The 21193-nt window shown below is 65.7% G+C and carries 17 protein-coding genes; 10 read left to right on the top strand and 7 right to left on the bottom strand.

The window, feature by feature from the left end:
• The first annotated feature begins 1 nt into the window (after nucleotide 1).
• Together FHT02_RS00950 and lexA are read left to right on the top strand one after the other, a co-directional pair.
• On the top strand, nucleotides 2–1186 hold the full coding sequence (locus FHT02_RS00950) for a molybdopterin molybdotransferase MoeA (RefSeq protein WP_184083313.1): 1185 nt from the start codon (nucleotides 2–4) through the stop codon (nucleotides 1184–1186).
• A gap of 60 nt (nucleotides 1187–1246) precedes the next feature.
• The gene (gene lexA / locus FHT02_RS00945) at nucleotides 1247–1921 is read left to right on the top strand and encodes a transcriptional repressor LexA (protein WP_184084193.1); all 675 of its coding nucleotides are present in this window, start codon (nucleotides 1247–1249) and stop codon (nucleotides 1919–1921) included.
• On the opposite strand, the gene FHT02_RS00940 is transcribed toward lexA, so the two are convergent.
• Nucleotides 1915–4011 carry a ComEC/Rec2 family competence protein gene (locus FHT02_RS00940; RefSeq protein ID WP_343056788.1) on the bottom strand — a complete coding sequence of 699 codons (2097 nt, stop codon included), beginning with the start codon at nucleotides 4009–4011 and terminating at the stop codon, nucleotides 1915–1917. The two genes, lexA and FHT02_RS00940, sit on opposite strands and share 7 nt — an antisense overlap.
• Before the next feature lie 83 nt (nucleotides 4012–4094).
• Between FHT02_RS00940 and gltX the strand changes: the two genes are divergently transcribed.
• The 3 genes from gltX (at nucleotide 4095) to FHT02_RS00925 (ending at nucleotide 7306) form a co-directional block, all read left to right on the top strand.
• Nucleotides 4095–5537 carry a glutamate--tRNA ligase gene (gene gltX, locus FHT02_RS00935; RefSeq protein ID WP_221239235.1) on the top strand — a complete coding sequence of 481 codons (1443 nt, stop codon included), beginning with the start codon at nucleotides 4095–4097 and terminating at the stop codon, nucleotides 5535–5537.
• A gap of 29 nt (nucleotides 5538–5566) precedes the next feature.
• Nucleotides 5567–6850 (top strand): citrate synthase, encoded by a 1284-nt coding sequence (locus FHT02_RS00930; protein ID WP_184083309.1) that lies wholly within the window; start codon nucleotides 5567–5569, stop codon nucleotides 6848–6850.
• 120 nt (nucleotides 6851–6970) lie between these two features.
• Entirely contained in the window at nucleotides 6971–7306 is a 336-nt protein-coding gene (locus FHT02_RS00925) for a hypothetical protein (RefSeq protein ID WP_184083307.1), read from the top strand.
• Between the two features lie 172 nt (nucleotides 7307–7478).
• Here the strand turns inward: FHT02_RS00925 and FHT02_RS00920 are convergent, their stop codons facing one another.
• The 5 genes from FHT02_RS00920 to FHT02_RS00900 all read right to left on the bottom strand — a co-directional run bounded on the left by FHT02_RS00920 (nucleotide 7479) and on the right by FHT02_RS00900 (nucleotide 13006).
• Entirely contained in the window at nucleotides 7479–8894 is a 1416-nt protein-coding gene (locus FHT02_RS00920) for a sensor histidine kinase (RefSeq protein WP_184083304.1), read from the bottom strand.
• Nucleotides 8891–9958, bottom strand: coding sequence for a DUF2336 domain-containing protein (locus FHT02_RS00915; RefSeq protein ID WP_246352122.1), 1068 nt, complete (start codon nucleotides 9956–9958; stop codon nucleotides 8891–8893). Before FHT02_RS00915 ends, FHT02_RS00920 begins: the two co-directional genes overlap by 4 nt.
• 75 nt (nucleotides 9959–10033) lie before the next feature.
• Nucleotides 10034–11209 carry a hypothetical protein gene (locus tag FHT02_RS00910; protein WP_184083301.1) on the bottom strand — a complete coding sequence of 392 codons (1176 nt, stop codon included), beginning with the start codon at nucleotides 11207–11209 and terminating at the stop codon, nucleotides 10034–10036.
• 61 nt (nucleotides 11210–11270) lie between these two features.
• Nucleotides 11271–12467 (bottom strand): exo-beta-N-acetylmuramidase NamZ family protein, encoded by a 1197-nt coding sequence (locus tag FHT02_RS00905; RefSeq protein WP_184083299.1) that lies wholly within the window; start codon nucleotides 12465–12467, stop codon nucleotides 11271–11273.
• Nucleotides 12464–13006, bottom strand: coding sequence for a DOMON-like domain-containing protein (locus FHT02_RS00900; RefSeq protein WP_184083297.1), 543 nt, complete (start codon nucleotides 13004–13006; stop codon nucleotides 12464–12466). Before FHT02_RS00900 ends, FHT02_RS00905 begins: the two co-directional genes overlap by 4 nt.
• 99 nt (nucleotides 13007–13105) lie before the next feature.
• On the opposite strand from FHT02_RS00900, the gene FHT02_RS00895 reads away from it, so the two are divergent.
• The 3 genes from FHT02_RS00895 (at nucleotide 13106) to FHT02_RS00885 (ending at nucleotide 15277) form a co-directional block, all read left to right on the top strand.
• Nucleotides 13106–13597 (top strand): DUF4126 family protein, encoded by a 492-nt coding sequence (locus tag FHT02_RS00895; RefSeq protein WP_184083295.1) that lies wholly within the window; start codon nucleotides 13106–13108, stop codon nucleotides 13595–13597.
• A 64-nt stretch (nucleotides 13598–13661) separates the two neighbouring features.
• A complete protein-coding gene (gene tyrS / locus FHT02_RS00890) occupies nucleotides 13662–14891 on the top strand; it encodes a tyrosine--tRNA ligase (RefSeq protein ID WP_184084191.1) in 1230 nt (409 codons plus the stop codon).
• 62 nt (nucleotides 14892–14953) lie between these two features.
• Nucleotides 14954–15277 (top strand): PilZ domain-containing protein, encoded by a 324-nt coding sequence (locus tag FHT02_RS00885; RefSeq protein ID WP_343056787.1) that lies wholly within the window; start codon nucleotides 14954–14956, stop codon nucleotides 15275–15277.
• On the opposite strand, the gene recG is transcribed toward FHT02_RS00885, so the two are convergent.
• The gene (gene recG / locus FHT02_RS00880; RefSeq protein WP_184083293.1) at nucleotides 15274–17334 is read right to left on the bottom strand and encodes an ATP-dependent DNA helicase RecG; all 2061 of its coding nucleotides are present in this window, start codon (nucleotides 17332–17334) and stop codon (nucleotides 15274–15276) included. The two genes, FHT02_RS00885 and recG, sit on opposite strands and share 4 nt — an antisense overlap.
• Before the next feature lie 78 nt (nucleotides 17335–17412).
• On the opposite strand from recG, the gene FHT02_RS00875 reads away from it, so the two are divergent.
• Nucleotides 17413–17679, top strand: coding sequence for an FAD assembly factor SdhE (locus FHT02_RS00875; RefSeq protein WP_184083291.1), 267 nt, complete (start codon nucleotides 17413–17415; stop codon nucleotides 17677–17679).
• A gap of 42 nt (nucleotides 17680–17721) precedes the next feature.
• Nucleotides 17722–21180: a transcription-repair coupling factor gene (gene mfd / locus FHT02_RS00870; RefSeq protein ID WP_184083289.1), complete on the top strand. Its 3459-nt coding sequence runs from the start codon at nucleotides 17722–17724 to the stop codon at nucleotides 21178–21180.
• Nucleotides 21181–21193 lie beyond the last annotated feature (13 nt).

Raw genomic sequence — 21193 nt, 5'->3', positions numbered from 1 at the left:
CATGCGCCCGCTGCTCCCCCTTGCCGAGGCTCAGGCCCGGCTCCTCGCCCTTGCCGAGCCGATCGCGGCAGAGCAGGTTCCCCTCGCCCAGGCGCACAATCGGTGGCTTGCCCAGGATCTCCATGCCGGCCGCACTCAGCCTTCATCCGATCTGTCGGCGATGGATGGCTACGCCATCCGCTTCGCCGACATGCCTGGTCCCTGGACCGTGGTGGGAGAGAGCGCCGCCGGACGCGCGCACCAGGACGCTGTGAACCCCCGTGAGGCCATCCGCATCTTCACCGGCGCTCCGATGCCCACCGGCACCGACACGGTGCTGGTGCAAGAGGAAGCCGCCCGGGACGGCGCCACGCTGCTCCTGGCCGGCGAAGGCCCGCCGCACCTCGCCCGCAACGTGCGCCGCCGCGGCCTCGATTTCAGCGAAGGCGAAATGCTCCTCTCAGCCGGCACGCGCCTCACGCCCGCGTGCCTGGCGCTCGCCGGCACCGCAGGTCACGCCGCGCTGCCGGTCCGCCGCCGCGTGCGCGTGGCGGTGGCCGCCACCGGCGACGAGCTCGTTCCGGCAGGCGCGCCGGTCGGCGAGGCAGAACTACCCGAAACCAACCGACTGATGCTGTGCGCCCAGCTCGACGATCTGCCCGTCGACATTCTCGATCTCGGCATCCTGCCCGATCGCCAGGATGCGCTCGAAGCCGCCTTTGCCGGGCTTGACGCCGACCTGCTCGTCACCAGCGGCGGTGCTTCGGTCGGCGATCACGATCTTGTCCAGCCCGCGCTCAAGGCACTGGGTGCAAACATGGATTTCTGGCGCGTGGCGTTGCGTCCGGGCAAGCCGGTGATGGCGGGACGCCTCGGCAGGACCTTGATTACCGGCTTGCCCGGCAATCCCGTCTCGGCCTTCGTCACCGCGCTCCTCTTCGTACGGCCGCTCGTCGCCCGCCTGGCCGGCGCCGTCGATCCACTGCCCCGTACCGGCATCGCTGTGCTGGGCGAACCGATCGCCGCGAACGGCGAACGCACCGATTATCTGCGCGCCGAACTGCGCGACGGACGGGCCTATGCTTCGACGATACAGGATAGTTCGATGCTGCGGACGTTGGCACGTGCACACTGCCTGATTTTACGCCAACCCCATGCACCGGCTGCAAAAATCGGCGACTCCGTGGAAATCCTAGACCTCGCTTGACAACTTATCGGAACATTGCATAAACGTTCCGTGTCTGTTCTGGACCCGGAGGACTTCCCGATGCTCACGCGCAAGCAGCACGAGCTCATCTGCTTCATCGCCGATCGCTTGAACGAAACGGGCGTCTCGCCTTCGTTCGAGGAGATGAAGGAAGCGCTCGACCTGAAGTCCAAGAGCGGCGTCCACCGTCTTATCAGTGCCTTGGAAGAGCGCGAGTTCATCCGCCGCCTCCCCAACCGCGCCCGCGCGCTTGAAGTCCTGCGCATGCCCGAGCGGAAAGCTGAGGGCCCTCAGCGTAAGGCGAAGGCCCCCTCCGCCGCGGCACCTTCACCAACTTCCGTGACTCCAGCCAACGACGTTGTGGAAATCCCCCTCCACGGCAGAATCGCAGCCGGCACTCCCATCGAAGCACTCGAAGGCGCCACCATGCTCCCCGTCCCCGCGGCCCTGCTCGGCGCCGGCGAGCATTACGCCTTGGAAGTTGCGGGCGACTCAATGGTCGAAGCCGGTATCCTCGACGGCGATTATGCCCTGATCCGCCGTACCGAAACCGCGCGCGATGGCGAAATCGTCGTGGCGCTCATCGAGGACGCCGAAGCAACCTTGAAATATTTCCGGAAGGAAGGCGCGATGGTCCGCCTCGATCCGGCGAACCGTTCCTACGATGCCCAGCGTTACCGCCCTGATCAGGTGCGGGTGCAGGGCCGTCTGGCAGGTCTGCTCCGCCGCTACTGACCAACGCGCGGTGGGTCGATGACCGGTGGCGATTTCCAAGGATGCACGCCACCATCGCGTACCGTGCGTATCCCTCGCGAAGCGAACTCGACCGCGACGCCACCGGTCTGCCGCAACGTGTCGCGGTCCAGCTTGAGCCAGCGCGGGTTGCACCCTGGTGGTAGCCGGCGCTCACTCACGACGATGTCCGACGCTGCGCATACTGCCATCATTTCGCGCCAAGGAACCAGGTACCCGCTCCGCGTCGCGGCGATGCGCCAGCCTCTTGCGCCATGTCGCACATCAACAAGGCATAGATCGGCGCTGCAACGCGCCTCGGGTGCCTCCGTCAACAGCGCAAGTTCGTCGCCCGCGCCGCTATTCTCACCTAACATCGAGCGCGTGTAATCGCCTGCACGATCGCGAAGCAGCGCCATCGATCCGTTGGACAATCGCAGCACCAGATGCCGCCCATCACCGGTGAGCAGCAGGTCGGGCGCCGGCGTGGTCAACGCCCAAACCAAGCCGCCCGCAGCAGGCACGAGCCCAACGAGCCGCGCCCGGGTCTGCCAGAGCGCCCCCCAAAGCCCTCCGCTTATGATCATGGCATAGGCCCCAGCAGGCATCGTGGGGAGCGAGGCCACTGCGCCCGGTGCCGAAGCGGCGGCGTGGGCGAGCCGAAGAAGAAGTTTCAGTGCGAGCTCCGTCATCCACCAAACCGGCCAGCCTAGGCCTACTAGGTCGAGCAGGAGTGCCAGCGCTTCGAGTGGCATGATAACAAAGGTCGTCAGCGGGATGGCGACGATATTGGCCAGCGCGCCATAGACACCGGTTTCGTGAAAGTGGAACAATGCGATCGGCATCAAGGTTAATTCGACGACGATCCCGGTAAGCAGAAGCGAGGCCATGCTGCGCGCGAGGCGAGGTAGACCTCCCTCCTCTCGCCTCGTAAAATGGGCGCGCAATTGCGGGCTTTCGTGCAACGCCACGATCGCAGTGACGGCGGCGAAGCTTAGCTGAAAACTTGGTCCCGCTAGTGACTCGGGCCAGATCAGCAGCACCAGCACCGCGCCCGAACCCACCAGCCGCAAGGTGATGGCTTCGCGCCCAAGGCTCAGCGCAAGCAAGACGAGTAGCGCCGCCGCGCAGGAGCGGATGGTCGGCACCTCCGCTCCGGTCAGCAACGTGTATCCAACTGCGGACAACGCTCCCGCGCCTGCCGCGATGACCGGCAGACTCCAGCGCAACGCCAGTGTCGGACTGAGCGCCAGGAGGCGGAGCACAGCCAGCATCGCCGCCGCGGTCACGGCGGTCACATGCAAGCCGCTGACGGACAATAGATGCGCCAGTCCCGACCGCTGCATCGCTTCGGCATCTTCGTCCCCAATCGCGCCGCGATCCCCTGTCGCCAGGGCGCTTGCAATCCCGCCGGGGCTGCCCTTCACCTGTAACTGGATGTGGGCGGACAGCCGCTCACGGAGCCCCGCGCCGCCGTTTTTACCGGGCTCCAGCAGTTCCACCGGAGCAAAGCCTTTGCCGGTCGCACCCAGCCCGCTGAACCACGCAGCGCGCGAAAAATCGTAGGCGCCGGGCACCGATGGTGGAGGTGGCGGCAATATCCGGGCCCGCACTCGGATCCTAGCGCCCTGCGCCAGTTGCTTTGGCACATCCGCCTCAGCGAGATTCAGCCGTACCGTCGGGGGCAAGCCGTTGGAGGCTGCCGGGACCACCGTGACACGCACCATCTGGCGGGCGGGAAGGAATTCGACCCGCTTCACCCGCCCGGTGACGATGACCACCGCAGGACGCGCGATCACGGGTGCTGCGACTCGCTCCGCCTTCCACCATATCAGCGCGCATCCCGCAGCCATCGCTAATCCGGCGATCATCAACAACTGCGCAGCCCGTGCTCTTCCGCTCAGTGCAGCACCCGTCAGGCCAGCCGCAACGCCCACCAGGAGGAACGCTGTCCACCGCGATTGGTCCGGCAGGACGAACCAGGCGGTAATGCCTATGCCCAGTGCGACCGGGATCCACAGGACGAGTCGCTCGCGCTCGGCTTCCAGCCAATTCCAGCACGCCGAAATATTGGCGAAACGCCGCCAGGGCACCCATTTGAAGGCGCGGCAACCCCGTGCTAGGGGCCTCGGCGGCTGATCTGGCCATCGATTTCATAGTCTGGGAGCACGCGCGGTTGAGCGCAACATCTGATACCGCCGCCGGCACCGTCATTACGCGCTTCGCGCCATCCCCTACCGGATTCCTGCACATCGGCGGTGCGCGTACCGCGCTGTTCAACCTGCTGTTCGCCCGCCGTCACGGCGGCAAGTTCCTGCTCCGCATCGAGGACACCGATCGCGCCCGTTCAACTCAGCCGGCGATCGACGCGATCCTGGATGGGATGCGCTGGCTCGAGCTCGATTGGGACGGCGACGTCACCTATCAGTTCGCCCGCGCCGAACGGCATGCCGAGGTCGCGCGCGCAATGCTTGCCAGTGGCCATGCTTATAAGTGCTTCGCCACCGCCGAGGAACTCGAGGCAATGCGCGCCGAGCAGCGCGCCAACAAGCAGCCCCTGCGCTATGCCGGCCGCTGGCGTGACCGGCCCGAGAGCGAGGCAACCGAAGGCGCGCCTTTCGTGGTCCGGCTCAAGGCCCCGCGGGAAGGATCGGTGACGATCCAGGACCAGGTGCAGGGCGCGGTAACCGTCAACAATGCCGAGCTCGACGACATGGTGCTGCTCCGCTCGGACGGCACGCCCACCTATATGCTCGCGGTGGTCGTCGATGATCACGACATGGGCGTCACGCACGTCATCCGCGGCGACGACCACCTCAACAATGCCTTCCGCCAGCTGCCGATATACCGCGCCATGGACGCGATCGAAGGGGGCTGGCCCGAACCGACCTACGCTCACATTCCGCTAATCCACGGGTCGGATGGCGCCAAGCTGTCCAAGCGCCACGGCGCCCTGGGCGTCGACGCGTACCGCGACGAACTCGGTTTGCTTGCCGAGGCAGTGTCGAATTATCTGCTCCGCCTCGGCTGGGGCCATGGCGATGACGAGATCATCAGCCGCAAGCAGGCGATCGAGTGGTTCGACCTCGGCGGCGTCGGCAAGAGCCCGTCTCGCTTCGACCTCAAGAAGCTCGAGAACCTCAACGGCCACTACATCCGCAACACCGACGATGCTCAGCTTGCCGATCTTGTCGCCAAACGGCTACCGTTCGAGCCCAACGACGCGCAGCGTCAGCTGCTCACCGATGCGATGGCCGCGCTCAAGCCGCGCGCGGCGAACCTCAACGAACTTGCCGACGGCGCCGCGTTCCTGTTCCGCATGCGCCCGCTCGACATGGATGAAGGCGCGGTCGCGCTGCTGGAGGGCGACGCGCGAACGCTGCTCGCCCAAGTGCATGACGCGCTCGCCGCGGCAGCCAGCTGGGACAGCGAGACGCTCGACGCTGCCGTCCGCGCCGTCGCCGAAGCGGCGGGCGTCAAGCTCGGCGCGGCAGCGCAGCCTTTGCGCGCGGCGTTGACCGGCCGACGGACCTCTCCGGGCATCTTCGACGTATTGCTTCTGCTTGGGCGCGACGAAAGCCTCGCCCGTATCGCTGATCAGATTTCCAAGCCCAACTGAACCAAGGGCAAAAACCTAAGGACTCGCATATGACCGACATCGCCAAGCTGCAGGTCGCAGGCAAGGATGTGGAATACCCGGTGCTCTCGGGCAGCGTCGGGCCGGACGTCGTCGACATCCGCAAGCTCTACGCCCAGACGGGCACCTTCACCTATGATCCGGGCTTCACCTCAACCGCGTCTTGCGAATCCGGGCTGACCTATATCGACGGTGACCAGGGCGTCCTGCTCCACCGCGGTTACCCGATCGGCCAGCTCGCCGAGCAGTCGAGCTTCATGGAAGTCGCCTATCTGCTGCTGAACGGCGAACTGCCGAATGGTCAGGAACTCGACAAGTTCAACAGCACGATCACCCGCCACACCATGCTGCACGAGCAGCTCGCCACTTTCTATCGCGGCTTCCGTCGCGATGCGCATCCGATGGCGGTGATGTGCGGCGTCGCCGGTGCGCTCTCGGCCTTCTACCACGATTCGACCGACATCACCGATCCGCAGCAGCGCATGATCGCCTCGCACCGTCTGATTGCCAAAATGCCGACGATCGCGGCGATGGCGTACAAGTACAGCGTAGGTCAGCCCTTCCTGTATCCGGACAATTCGCTGTCCTATACCGGCAACTTCCTGCGGATGACCTTCGGGGTTCCTGCCGAGCAATATGAAGTGAATCCGGTGGTGGAAAAGGCGCTCGACCGCATCTTCATCCTCCACGCCGATCACGAGCAGAATGCCTCGACCTCGACCGTGCGTCTCGCCGGCTCGTCGGGCGCGAACCCCTTCGCGTGCATCGCCGCCGGTATCGCCTGCCTATGGGGACCCGCGCATGGCGGCGCCAATGAAGCGGCGCTCAACATGCTCCACGAGATCGGCCGTCCCGAGCGCATTCCCGAGTTCATCGCCCGCGCCAAGGACAAGAACGATCCGTTCCGCCTGATGGGCTTTGGTCATCGTGTGTACAAGAACTACGATCCGCGCGCGACCGTGATGCAGAAGACGGTCCGTGAGGTGTTCGAGTCGCTCGGCGTCAACGACCCCGTCTTCGAAGTTGCGCTCCGACTCGAAGAACTGGCGCTCAAGGACGATTACTTCGTCGAGAAGAAGCTGTTCCCGAATGTCGACTTCTATTCGGGCGTGATCCTCTCGGCGATCGGCTTTCCGACCACCATGTTCACGGCGCTGTTCGCCCTTGCCCGCACCGTCGGCTGGGTGGCGCAGTGGAACGAGATGATCTCGGATCCGGAGCAGAAGATCGGCCGTCCGCGCCAGCTCTACACCGGCCCGACCCAGCGCGACTACGTGCCGGTCGGCCAGCGCTGAGCCAGCTTTGGCCCCGGCGGGTCCGGGGCCGTTAACTGAACCTCAGCCTACAGACCAGTTCAGCTTGGTGTATGGCTGGTCCGGCTACGCCTCTCCTCATCGAGAAGAGGAGACGGAAGCATGAAACTCGGGAAAATCCTCGCCGCCGCGGCTCTGGCGCTGTCCGGAGTCGCGGCTGGCGCATCGCCCGCCACTGCTGCAGCCACGACCAGTATCGCCGCCGCGAGTTCCCCCACTTTCATGGCGGCCAGTTCGGTTAGCAACATCCAACGCTACCGCGACGGCGATGGCTGGGGCCGCGATCACCGCCGTTGGGACCGTCGCGACCGCCGTGGCTGGAATCGTGGGCGCCATGATCGCCGCGGCTACAATCGCGGCCGCTACTACCGCCAACACCGCGCCTGCTGGAATGAATGGCGTCGCGGTCGCCCGGTGACCGTCTGCGCGCGCCGTTAAGCGCGAGGCAAACTCTTCCACGTCGACCGGCTGCAGAATGGCAGGTCTAACTAACCGCACTGAGCGGCTGAGCAGACATGCCCGGCCGCTCAGTGCAGTCATCGCGCACCGTACGGCAATGACACCGCTTTAGCCTGCGCTCTCGCAGCCGCGCCGAGGGGCATGACCCCGATCACACCTGGGTGTCGAACGCTTCGACGCGAAGCGGCAGCGTCAAGACGAAACGCGCACCCATGCCTGGCGCGCTGTCGACAGTCAGGTCCCCGCCCATTGCGCGGGCGAGCCGCCGGGCGATGTACAATCCCAGCCCGCTTCCGCCGGGCTCGGCGGGGTCGACGCGTGTGAATTTGTCGAAGATTCGCTTTTGATCCTCTGGGGCGATGCCCTTGCCCTGATCGGCCACGATGACATGGCCGAAGCCGTCCTCGCGCTCGAGCCGTATCCAAACCATGCCGCCGGCAGGCGAGTAGCGCACCGCATTGCCGATCAGATTGACCAGCACCTGCAGCGCGCGCCGGAACTCGCCGGTAACCGGCAGCCGCTCGTCCAAAGCCGGCTTGTCGATGCGCACCTCGGACTGCTGTGCCCGGACGGTCAGCAGTCCGGCCGCGCGCCGGGCCACGTCAGCCAGGTCCAGTGGTTCGGGCGCGATCGTGAAATCCGGGCGTTCGATCGCCTGCAAGTCTACCAGGTCCTCGACAAGACCGAGAAGATGACGCCCCGCGCTGGCGATATCGCCGGCATATTCGGCATAGTCGGCCTTTAGCGGTCCTTCGGTCTGGGCACTGATGCTGTCGGCGTTGGCGATGATACGACCCAGCGGCTCGCGCAGCGCACGATCTAACCGCTGGCTAAACGAGTCAGGAAAGCCGCCGAACGGACCCGGCGTTGGCAGCGGAGCGTCGGCCTGTGACGGGACCCCGTCGTCAGCGTCGAGCATGTAGGCCGCGCCGAGAAACCCCGCGAACCGCCCCGCCGGATCCATGCGTGGTGCTGCTTCCAAGCGGACAGTAAGACCGGTGCCGCGCAGTTCTGCCTCTTGACCGTGGAAGCGCGCCTGAGCCGCCACAGCGTTCAGGATCGGCAGATTGCCGCCTTGATCCTGGGCGAGGCTGAACAGACGGGTGATCGGCTGGCCGAGCACGGCACCGATGTCGAAGCCATAGCGGCTCCCGGCATCAGCCGAAATGAAGGTTATGCGCAGCGACGCATCAGTTTCCCACTGCCAATCGGCCGCAGACCGCAGGAAGTCGCTCTCTCGCTCAGGCTCGATGGTAGACGCACGCCAACTCGGCCGAGGACGCCAGCCGCTGACTTCCAATCTTACGCTGCCAATCTCTGGCTCGGCACGAACCCATAGTTCAACGTCTTCCTCACCATCGGCGGCAACAACGTTACGCGAGATGGCGATGCTCAGCCGCTGCGCTAAACGCGCCAGTGCCGCGATCTGCGGGATGGCTAACGGCGCACCGATTCGCCCGCCCGCACGCGCGTTCAACCCGGCAAGCTGCGGTTCGGCATCGAGCAGCCTGCCGGCGGCGTCGAGGCGCGCGATCGCGATGATCGAAAGCGATTCGGCCGCTCTCATGCCTGGGCCGCCGCGTTCAACGCTAAAACTGCTGCCCGATAATCTGGATGGAGCTTTAAAACCGCCATCGCACTCCGCGCCTCGGCCGAATCCAGCGCCATGATCTCGTCCATTCGATCCGCAAATTGCTCGAGATCGCGGCGCGCATCTGCTTCACACAAGGCAAAGCCTAGCTGCGCGACGGCGCCTCTCGGCAGGTCCAGCGCGCGCAGCGCCACCCACAATCGCTCTCCGGCAGGATCGAGCACCAACTCGCGTGCGATCGCAAAGCCGACTCCCAGCGCATGCGCGAGAATCGCGATGAAAAGTACGACGCGCCCGTCTCCAAGCGCTTCGATCAGCAGCGCGGCCAGTTCTTCGGGGGGGGCATCCAGCGCGACCGCGAAGCGCATTGCGGCTCCTTCCAAGCGCTCACCCTCGTCATGGCCGGCCAAGCTGCGCAGCGCCGCTTCCGAAAGCACCCGGTCGAGCACCACGCCGTCTTGTGCCCCGACCTTCGCGGTCTGCCGGATCGCTGCGGCCACCCACCAGGTAAGCCGATGCTGCAACTCTGCGGGCAGATCGCCTGCCCGGCTTCCGCCGTTCACACCGCGCCGCCGGCTCTCCGCCATCAGCAGCGCGACAGCGCCATTTGCGAGTATCCGGTCTGGGTGCTGCGCGAAGCGGTTGATCAGGCTTGGCTTCTCGGGATCGTCCGGCGCGTGCATCGGCAGCGCCGCGCTTAGCGCTTCCTGCCGCACGCGCGCGATCAGTTCGGCCATCAACTCGCCGTCGCGCAACAGTTCCGATTCGATCAGCCGGCGGTGCACCGCGCCCGGCGGCTGATCCAACGCAGCCGCGAGGTTCGTCTCGCCCCGGCCGACCAGGAGGCGACGGGCGCTTTCGCGCACCTCCGTCTCAACGGCGCCTACCAGCACTTCGATCACCAGTGCCAGTTCGGAGCGCAGTCGCTCGCCCAGGCGCACCGCTTCGGGAAGAAAGAAGTCGTCAATCGCCAGGGTCAGGCTGCGCGATGCGCGCGCCTCCGCTGCCGCTGCTCCTACGAGCAGCGTGCCGGCGTCCATGGTCGATCCATGACGCGTGTCGTGCGGTCGATCCGACATCCGCGTCGATCTAGCAGAGCCATGATTAAGACGAGACTAAGCTTTTTCGCGCGTCGCCTCGATCGCGCCTGCCAATGTGCCAAAGGCGTACAGCGCGCAGAGTCCCAGGCCGGTCCCGACCCACCCAGCCAAAGCGAAGGGAGTCAACATGAGAAGATGCGCCGCCGGACTGGCCCACCAACGCCGGGGCCGCGCCGGCACACGCTCCACCAGGAACTGCGCCGCGGCTGCGACCATCGCCAATACCATCGGAGTGGCCGCGTCGACTCGCGCCTGCTCCACCCAGCCGGCAACGAGTGTCACGCCACCGAACAATGCCAACATCGCCCATTCAAGCTGCTGCGAACGCCGTTCTTCGCCTCTCAGCGTCGTCAGCGATGCAGCGGTGCTAAGCGCCGCGGCCGAAAGGAGCGAGACGACAAGCCCAGTGCCCGTCCATTCCGCCGCAAGGGCAGCCAGTGCACCCACGCCCAGCAGGCCGCCAGCGGCAAGCGGGCCCCAATCGGGTATGTTTCGCGCGACAAGTTCCGGCAGCGCGAGCCGCGCGACGCGCGTGAATACCCAACGGTTGGCCCAATCGGCGCGGCGATCGCTGAGCGCTGCCAGCACGCCGGTGTTACGCGCGGCAAGCCCCTCCGCGCTGCGCTCGACGGCATGGCCGCCGCGCAGCCAGCCGCCGGTCAGCGGCACATGGTCAGCGCCAGATTGCGACGCCACGCGGAGCAGCGCAGACTGGAAATCATAATCATCGGGCATTTCGGCGATCTTCTTGAGCTGGCCTAGCGAGATGCGCGCCATTCCGGCCCAGCAATCGCGCATGTCCAGCCGTTCGATCGCCGCCGGCGAATCGGCTTGGTCGGTTACCAGCAGCGCTTCGGGGCCCTCGCTGCCCATCCGGTCCATTACGGGATCGGTGGTCACCAGCCCGTCCGCCAACACCAGCACGCGCGTACCTGGAGTCATCTTTTCCGCCGCTTCTTCGGCCGACCGCACCACCTCGAGCGCGATGTCGCGCCGCGACGCCCGATTGATCGCCGCGAGCAGCGCGGGTGTCATCCGTCCGACTGCGATCAGCACCTGCTGCGCACCAGCACCTACCAACAGCCGCACCTGATATTCCAGCAGCGTCATGCCGCCGAACGGCAGCGTCGCTACAAGCGTACCGGGCCGGTCGCTCGCATCCTCGATCGCAAAAATGAGCCCCGCCAACATGACCGGCTGGTTAAGCGGATTGTGCGCGTCCTGCAAAGCCCTTCCGCGTCCCCGCCTGCGGTCAGTACAACAGGAACGCCTCGCGCCCCTGGAGCCACGCGGCCTCGTCCGGCATGGTCAGCGCGTCTAGGTCGCGCGGCGTCGCGCCCGCATCGTCGACCCATTCGCGCAGACCTGGGCCGCCGTTGATGACGTCGATCGCTAGCTTGTCGAACACATATTCGTACGGAAAATCGCGCCACAAATCATAGGTCGGATACAGCCTGCGAATGGCTTTGAAACCCAGCGCCTGAACTCGCCAGGGCTGGAATGCGGCGTGCAGATAGCACGGCCCCTCGGCATGGATGAACACCCCCGAGCACAGCTGGCCGACATGTTTGTGGAAGGTCGGCTGGAACCACATATCGCGCAGGCTGACCCCTTCCAGCCACTCGGGCGAGAGGCGCCTCATCTCGGCAATCACTGCTTTGGCGTCGATATCGGGTGCGCCGAACAGCTCCAGCGCGCGCGTCGTGCCGCGCCCCTCGGACAGCGTCGTTCCTTCCAGCAGCACGGTGCCGGCATAAGCGCGCGCCATGTTGACGTTGGCGGCATTTGGGCTGGGATTGATCCAGGGCCGTTCCGCCGGCCAGCCGAACCCCGGCGCTGCCTCAGGCGCCCACCCTTCCATCCCGATCACGCGGTACTCCACGTCCAACCGGAAATGATCGATGAACCAGCGACCCATTTCGCCCAACGTCATGCCATGCCGCATCGGCATCGGCCCGGCCCCGACGAAGCTCTCCCAACCGGGCAGCAGCGTCAGCCCCTCGACCGGCCGTCCGGCCGGGTTCGGCCGGTCGAGCACCCACACCGCCTTGCCATGTGTTGCAGCGGCTTCGAGCACATAAAGCAGCGTCGTGACGAAGGTGTAGATGCGGCATCCGACATCCTGCAGATCGACCAGTATCACGTCGAACAGGTCCATCGATGCGTCGGTCGGCCGCCTAACTTCACCGTAGAGGCTGAACACCGGCATACCATAAGCCGGGTCGGTAAAATCCGGCGACTCCATCATATTGTCTTGCAGGTCACCGCGCACGCCGTGCTGCGGCCCGAACACGGCAGCGATGTTCAGACCGGTTCCAACCAGCGCATCCAGCGAATGCGTCAGGTCCGCCGTCACCGAAGCCGGATGCGCAAGTAGCGCCACGCGCTTGTCTTGCAGGGGGCGACGAAGCTCAGGGTCGGCGAGCAGCCGGTCAATGCCGAAGTTCATGACCCCTTCGCTGCCGGGAGTTCGAGCACGAAGCAAGCGGGATCGTGGAAGTCGGGCTTTCCCGCCGAATGCGCGAGCGCCCAAAAGGACTTGGTCCCGTCGCGCTCTTCGATCACGGCAGCTAGGTTCGTCTGGAACGTCTGGCCGTCTACACCGAACCAGTCGAGATCGGCTCGCAGCGTAAAGGCAGCACCGTTCTCCGGCTCGCTCGCCTCGATCATCGGCGTTGTGCGCATCGGCAGTTTGCGCATTCCGTCGCGATAAGCGTCAAAGCCGTATGCCGCCCAGCGGCTTGAGGGCGAGAAGTTGAACTCGACATAGCCTTCGCCGTTCCACCCGCGCAGGAACAGCTCGAAACAGGTTGCCTTCCAAAGATCATCGGCTCGAACACCGGACGCGGGCCTGGGAAGAAGGGGCACCGCCCCATAAACCTGGTAGGTCAGCACCAAATGATCGGCCTCCCGCACATGGATGTCGGCTTCAACTCGGTGCACGGCACGGGGCGGGAAATCCGGGTGCGGGATGAGGCGATACGTCACACGCTCTGCGTGCCCGAACCGCTGACGCGATGAAAGCCCCGAACCAAATTCGCGGTCCGACCGTTGAGGCTGCACCTCACCAACATCAGAAAGCCGCCCATGCTTCGCTCCATCCTTATCGGCCTCGTCGCCGGCGCCCGCGCGATGACTCCGCTTGCCGTCGTTGCTAACGCCGCGCGCACCGGCACGCTGCCCGCCGATAACGGCGCACCGCGCTTCCTCGCCCACCCGCTGGCCTCCCTGGGCGCGACCGCGCTCGCCACCTATGAGTTGATCGGCGACAAGCAGAAGAGTGCGCCCGACCGGATCATTCCACCCGCCGTGATCATCCGCAGCATGAACGCGGCATTCGCCGGAATGGCGCTGTCGCCGCGTAAGGATCGCTTCGCCGCGGCCGCAGTGGCGGGCGCTACCGCGGTGCTCTCTTCCTACGCGACCTTTGCAGCGCGCATGGTGGCCATGCGCTCGGGCAGCCAGTTCACCACCGGCGTGGCGGAGGACGCGCTTGTCGTCTCGGCAGCGATCGCAGCCGCCCGCGCGCCCCTGCCCGACGTGTCCGCGCCCACGCGGGAACTCGCCGCGCCGCGCTGACATCCTTTGCAACCGCGGGCGGAGGGATGACGTGCCCGCGTGCAGCGGCTATGCGACGCGGATCATGACCGAATACAAGTCCGATCTCCTCCGCCTGCTCCACGACCGTGGATACATCCACCAGTTAACCGATGCGGAAGGGCTTGACGCCCTCGCCGCAAAGCAGGTGGTGCCGGGCTATATCGGCTTCGATCCGACCGCGCCGTCGCTCCATGTCGGGCATCTGGTCTCGATCATGATGCTGCGCCGACTGCAGGCCGCTGGGCACAAGCCGATCGTGCTGATGGGCGGTGGGACCGGAAAGATCGGGGATCCCAGCTTCAAGGACGAGGCGCGCAAGCTCCTTACCCACGATCTGATCCAGGAGAATGTCGCGTCGATCCGGCGCGTGTTCGAAAACTTCCTGACGTTCGGGGACGGTCCCAGCGACGCGGTTATGCTCGACAACGCCGAATGGCTCGACAAGCTCGAATATATCCCGTTCCTGCGCGACATCGGCCAGCACTTCTCGGTCAACAGGATGCTGAGCTTCGACTCAGTCAAGCTGCGCCTGGACCGTGAGCAGTCACTGAGCTTCCTCGAATTCAACTACATGATCCTCCAGGCCTATGACTTCCTGGAGCTGAGCCGCCGCGCCGCCTGCCGACTGCAAATGGGCGGGTCGGACCAGTGGGGTAACATTGTTAACGGCGTCGAACTCGCGCGCCGCGTGGACAGCACACAGGTTTTCGGCTTGACGACACCGCTGCTCACTAATGCCGACGGCACCAAGATGGGCAAAACCGTGGGCGGTGCGGTGTGGCTGAACCCGGACCAGCTGCCGGACTTCGACTATTGGCAGTTCTGGCGCAACACCGACGACCGCGATGTGGGGCAGCGGCTGCGCCTGTTCACTGACCTGCCGCTCGATGAGATTGCCCGGCTCGAAGCGCTGCAAGGGGCCGAGATCAACGAAGCCAAGAAGATCCTTGCCAACGAGGCGACCGCGTTGTGCCGCGGCATCGAGGCGTCGGCGCGAGCTGCGGAGACCGCACGCAAGACCTTCGAGGAAGGCACAGCCGGCGCCTCGCTGCCGACCTACACCGTCGCTGGCGGCAGCATCGCCGTTGTCGATGCGCTGATCGCACTGGGCTTATGCGGGTCCAAGGGCGAAGCACGGCGCAAGATTGGGGAGGGCGCGATCCGGGTGGATGATCAGCCGGTCACCGACCCTGCTGCAACGGTACCCGTGACTGAGCAGGTCAAGCTCAGCTTCGGCAAGAAACGTCACGGACTTCTCGCGCCCGGACAGTAAGCCCGCGTTAAAGCGTTACCGGTATCATCTGCATCGTTCCTCATATGTGCGAAGAGGTGCGTGTGGCAGTAGCGTTCGGTAACCTGGCGATGGTGGATAATCGGCGCGAGTTGCGCGACGAGGTGCATTATCGTGCCCGTGCTTTCGGCCCCGACGCGCGCCAGCTCGGGTTTCTGGTGGTAAATCTCTCCCCGCAGGGCCTGATGGCACGGTCCGAGGCACCGTTCGAGATCGGCGATCGGCTGCGCGTCGTTTTTCCGGGCACCGGCTCGCTGGTGGCGGAGGTGCGCTGGTCGCTCGGCGGCCGCGTCGGCTGCCGCTTCGAACATGCCATCGATCTCGCTAGCTATTATGAACTGCTCGCCACGCTCCTGAAGGCGCGCTAGCCCGAGCGCAGCAGCCCGACCGCGGCGTCGCGCTCGAACAGGTACAACGCCATACGCGCCGCCTCGCCTCGCGGAGTCTGCAACGCGCGGTCCTGATCAACCAACAATCGCGCATCGGCATTGGCGCGTTCGAGCAGCGGCCCCATCAGCTCGGGCGTTGCCAGGCGGAACTGCTGCTCGCCCGATTGCCGCGTGCCGAGCAATTCGCCGGCACCGCGCAATTCCAGGTCGCGCTCGGCGATGACAAAGCCGTCATTGGTGTCGCGCATCAACGCCAGCCGCGCGCGCGATGTCTCGCTCAGTCCCTTCCCGCGCAGCAGGATGCAGTGCGAGACGCCGCCGCCGCGCCCCACGCGCCCTCGCAGCTGGTGGAGCTGAGCCAGCCCGAACCGGTCAGCATGCTCGATCACGATCAGCGTCGCGTTCGGCACGTCGACGCCCACCTCGATCACCGTAGTCGCGACCAGCACGCCGTGCGCACCATCCGCGAAGCGGGCCATAACCGCGTCCTTTTCCAACCCCTTCATTCGGCCATGGACAAGCCCCACCTTGTCGCCGAAGCGCATCGCCAGTTCGGCGGCGCGCGCCTCGGCGGCGGCCATGTCGGTCTTCTCGCTCTCCTCGACGAGCGGGCACACCCAATAAGCCTGCTTGCCCGCAGCGAGATGGCGGCCTAGCGCCTCGACCACGCTGTCGAGCTTGTCGTCAGCCATCACCACCGTCTGGATCGGCTCGCGGCCGGGCGGCATCTCGTCGAGCCGGCTGACATCCATCTCACCATGGCTGGCGAGCTGCAGCGTGCGCGGGATCGGCGTGGCGGTCATCACCAACAGATGCGGCGGCACCTGCGCCTTGGACTGGAGCATCAGCCGCTCGGCCACGCCGAACCGATGCTGCTCGTCGACCACCACCAGCCCCAGGTCGCGATACTGCACGCCTTGCTGAAAGATCGCATGGGTGCCGATCAGGATGTCGATTTCGCCTGAAGCGACCCCCATCAGCGTGGCTTCGCGCGCGCGCCCCTTGTCGCGGCCGGTAAGGATCGCCACCCGCACGCCCAGCCCCGACAGCTGGCGGCTGAGCGTCTCGAAATGCTGGCGCGCCAGGATCTCGGTCGGCGCAAGCAGCGCACCCTGCGCCCCTGCCTCGGCGGCGATCAGCAGCGCCATGAGCGCCACCAACGTCTTGCCCGATCCCACATCGCCCTGGAGCAGCCGCAACATCGGTCGGACCTGCCCCATATCGCCTTCGATTTCGCGGATCGTCCGAGCCTGCGCGCCGGTCGGCGCATAAGGCAGCTGCAGTGCGTCGCGCAGCCGGCCGTCGCCCTGTAACGCGCGGCCCCGCTTCGCACGCGCCGCGCCGCTCACCAGTAGCAACGCAAGCTGGTTGGCAAAAATTTCATCATAGGCCAGCCGCTCGCGCGCCTTGGCATCGGCCGGATCGGCATGGATGGCCGCTAACGCCATCCGCCATTCGGGCCAACCCTGCCGCGCCTTCAGGCTTGGCTCGATCCATTCGGGCAGCTCGGGCGCGCGTTCGATCGCTTGCACAGCTAGCTGCCCTAATCGCCGCGACGTGATCCCCTCCGAACAGGCATAGATCGCCTCCCGGCCTTTTGCCTCGCTCGCGCGCTCCAACGGCAGCACGTCGGGATGCACGATTTGGAGGAAGTCGCCATATTGCTCGAGCTTGCCCGACACCCACTGCGGCTGTTCCAGCGGCAGTAGCTTTTTCGCCCAACCTGAACTGCCGCCGAAGAATACCAGGCTGACATGGTTGCCCTTGCCATCGACCGCCTGCACCCGTGCCGGCGTGCGTGCGCTGCCCCCCACCCGATAGCTGACCGGCGTCAGTTGAAGCGCGACGATCCGCCCGACATCGGCCTGGAACAGCTCGTCCCGTTCGACTCGGTCGAGGAAGCCGGTCGGCAAATGAAATGTTACGTCCACCACCCGCGCCAGCCCGAGCCGCTCCAGAGGTTTGGCGAGGCCCGGGCCGATGCCCTTCAGCGCGGTGACTTCCGCGAACAGTGGATTGAGAATGTCGGGTCGCATGGCTATCTGCTGGCCCGTATACCCAGCCGACCGCGTGTTCCAGCGCCGTCGGCTTATCGCCGTTTGAAGGACTTCCGAATGGACCGCGAACATCGCCTCAAGCGCCTGCGCTTCCGCGCCTGGCACCGCGGCACCAAGGAGGCGGACCTGCTGATCGGCGGCTTCTTCGACGCGCATGGCGCCACCTGGAACGACGAAGAAATCACCCTGTTCGAAGCGATGATGGAAGAACAGGACGTCGATATCATGGCATGGGCGATGGGAACCGCCGAAGTGCCCGCGCGCTACGGCGGCACGATCATCACCGCGTTGAAGACCCTCACCTACGTGCCCATCGCAAGATAAATTAGCGCCCCTCCCGCCAGTGGAGGGGCGAAAGAAGAGCAGATGCCTGACCTGAAGACGATCCTTTCCGCCACTCGCTCCCTCACGCTTGCCGGCACGCCTGCGGGTTTTCAGCCCTGGATGCTCGCCGATCTCGCCCGGGCGGGTGGCTTGGCCGTGTTCATCGCTTCCGACGAAGCCGCGATGCGGGCCGTTGCTTCCACCGCGACGTTCTTCGCGCCGGAGCTTGAGGTGCTGAGCTTTCCCGCCTGGGATTGCCTCCCCTATGACCGTGCCTCACCAACCTTGCGCGTCATGTCCGAACGGCTGGCCACGCTGCACGCACTACAGGCGAAGGGCAGCCAGCCGCGGCTGCTCGTAACGACCGCCAATGCCGTCACGCAGCGCACGCTGACGCCGTTCCGCATTCGCCAGTTGGTCGCGAAGCTCGCCCCGGGCGAGCGGATCAGCCTCGATCGGCTGACGACCCTGCTGCAATCGAACGGCTATATCCGCGTCGACACCGTCAACGATCATGGCGAATTCGCCGTGCGCGGGGGCCTGGTCGACCTGTTCCCCTCGGGCGCCGAACAGGCGCTGCGGCTCGATTTCTTCGGCGACGAGATCGAAAGCGTCCGCACCTTCTCGCCCGAGGATCAGCGCACCACCGGCCGCGTCGATGGGTTCACGCTGCTCCCCGCCTCCGAAGCGCTGCTCGACGAAGACAGCATCAAGCGCTTCCGCACCCGCTATCGCGAGAAGTTCGGCGCCAACGCCACCGGCGATCCGCTTTACCAGGCGATCAGCGATGGCCGTCGGCTGGCCGGCATGGAGCATTGGCTGCCGCTGTTCGAAGAGCGTTTGGAAACACTGTTCCAGCATCTTCCCGACGAAGCCGTGCTCGTCCGCGATGCAGCCACCGATGGCGCCGCAGAACAGCGGTTTGAGGCCATTGCCGATTACCAGCAGAACCGCGTCCGCGCCGAATCCACCGCGCCCGGCAGCTATCGCCCGCTCGCGGCGGACGCGCTCTATCTATCGCCCGAGGAATGGGCGCGGGCGCTGGATCATGGTCCCGTCCACGTCTCGACGTCGTTCCACGAGCCGGAAAGCGACCGCGTCCTGGAGTTCAACGTCGATGGTCCGCGCGACTTCACGCCCGAGCGCGCCGCTGGCAGCAACGTTTACGAAGCCGTGGTCGCCCACCTCGCCAAGGTGCGCCGTGGCGGGCGCAAGCCGATCCTGGCCAGCTATTCGGCCGGCGCGCGCGAGCGCCTGTCGGGACTGCTCGCAGATCACGGCCTGAAGGGCGCCATCCCCGTCGACACTTGGCACGAGGCGCTGGGCGTCGCCGACAAGGGCGTCGCATTGATCGTCCTGCCGCTCGATCACGGCTTCACGGCACCCGACATCGCCGTGCTTACCGAGCAGGATATGCTCGGCGACCGGCTCGTCCGCCGCTCAAAGCGCCGCAAGAACACCGACGCGTTCCTGCAGGAACTGGCGACACTCTCGCCCGGCGATCTCGTCGTCCATGTCGACCACGGCATCGGCCGCTATGAAGGCCTGACGCAGGTTCCGGTGCAGAAGGCGCCGCACGACTGCGTCGCACTGAGCTATGCCGGCGGCGACAAGCTTTACGTCCCGGTTGAGAATCTAGAAGTCCTCAGCCGCTACGGCTCGGGCGAGGAAGGCGCGACGCTCGACCGTCTCGGCGGTGAGGCATGGCAGCGGCGCAAGGCCAAGATGAAGGAGCGTATCCGCGAGATTGCGGGTGAGCTGATCGTTACCGCCGCCAAGCGCGCCACGCGCCCCGCCGATGTCGCCGAGCCCGATCATGGCGGCTACCCCGCCTTTGTCGATCGTTTCCCCTATGAGGAGACCGAGGACCAGGACCGCGCGATCAGCGACGTCCTGGGCGATCTCGCCGCCGGCCGCCCCATGGACCGGCTGGTGGTCGGCGATGTCGGCTTCGGCAAGACCGAAGTCGCGCTGCGCGCCGCGTTCGTCGCGGCCATGGCAGGCATGCAGGTGGCGGTGGTGTGCCCCACCACCCTGCTTGCGCGCCAGCACCATCGCAACTTCACCGAACGTTTTCAGGGCTTCCCCATCGAAGTCGGACGTCTCTCCCGTCTGGTTCCCGCTGCCGAGACCAAGGCGGTCAAGGAAGGGCTCGCGCTCGGCAAGATCGACGTGGTGATCGGCACTCACGCGATCCTCGCCAAGAGCGTCGACTTCAAGCGCCTCGGCCTCGTCATCGTCGACGAAGAGCAGCGTTTCGGCGTGACCCACAAGGAACGCCTGAAAGCGATGAAGGCGGACGTCCACGTCCTCACCCTGACTGCCACGCCGATCCCGCGCACCCTCCAGATGGCGATGTCGGGCTTGCGTGAACTTTCGGTGATCCAGACCCCGCCGGTCGACCGCCTGGCGGTGCGCACCTATGTGATGCCCTGGGACCCGGTGGTGCTGCGCGAGGCGCTCCTGCGTGAGCATTATCGGGGCGGCCAGGCCTATTTTGTCACCCCGCGCATCTCGGACTTGCCCGATATCGAGAAGTTCCTGGCGCAGGACGTTCCGGAAATTTCGTACGTCGTCGCGCACGGCCAGATGGCACCGACGGAGGTCGAAGAGCGCATGTCGGCCTTTTACGACCGCCGGTACGACCTGCTCGTCTCCACCACGATCATCGAGTCCGGCTTGGACATTCCGTCGGCCAACACGCTGATAGTGAACCGCGCCGATAAGTTCGGGCTTGCCCAGCTGTATCAGATTCGCGGCCGTGTCGGGCGCTCGAAGACCCGCGCTTATGCCTACATGACCACCCCACCGCAGCGGCAGATGACCGAGGCAGCCGACAAGCGGCTGAAGGTGCTCTCGGATCTCGAGTCGCTCGGCGCCGGCTTCCAGCTTGCCAGTCACGATCTCGACATTCGCGGCGCCGGCAATCTGCTCGGCGACGAACAGTCGGGCCACATCAAGGAGGTCGGCTACGAACTCTACCAGTCGATGCTGGAAGAGGCGATCATGGACGCCAAGGCTGGCGGCATCCGCGACGACATCCGTCCCAAGGACCTCAGCCCGCAGATCACCGTCGACGCGCCGATCCTCATCCCAGAGGACTATGTCCCTGATCTCGATTTGCGCATGGGCCTCTACCGCAGGCTTAACGACATCGAGGATCGCCGCGGCATCGAGGAGTTCGCCGCCGAGCTGATCGACCGCTTCGGCAAGCTCCCCGAGGCGACCGAGAACCTGATCACCTTGATCGAAGCCAAGCTGAACGCGAAAAAAGCATGCATCGCCAAGCTCGATGTCGGCCCCAAGGGTGCGCTGGTGTCGTTCCACCAGGACAAGTTTCCCAGTATCGATGGCTTGCTCGCCTATGTCGACAAGCTGGAGGGCACCGCAAAGCTTCGCCCGGACATGAAGCTGGTGATCGCCCGCGCCTGGGCGAACCGCAAGGCACGCCTCAACGCTGCGCTTCAATTGTCGCGAGGGCTCGCCAAGGCCGCGGGATAAGACGCGTCAGCCC

This window comes from Sphingomonas xinjiangensis, from assembly GCF_014199255.1.
Lineage (GTDB): Bacteria > Pseudomonadota > Alphaproteobacteria > Sphingomonadales > Sphingomonadaceae > Sphingomonas > Sphingomonas xinjiangensis.
The sequence above is the reverse complement of the archived record's forward strand: the minus strand, read 5'-3'. Positions and strand labels throughout refer to the sequence as shown.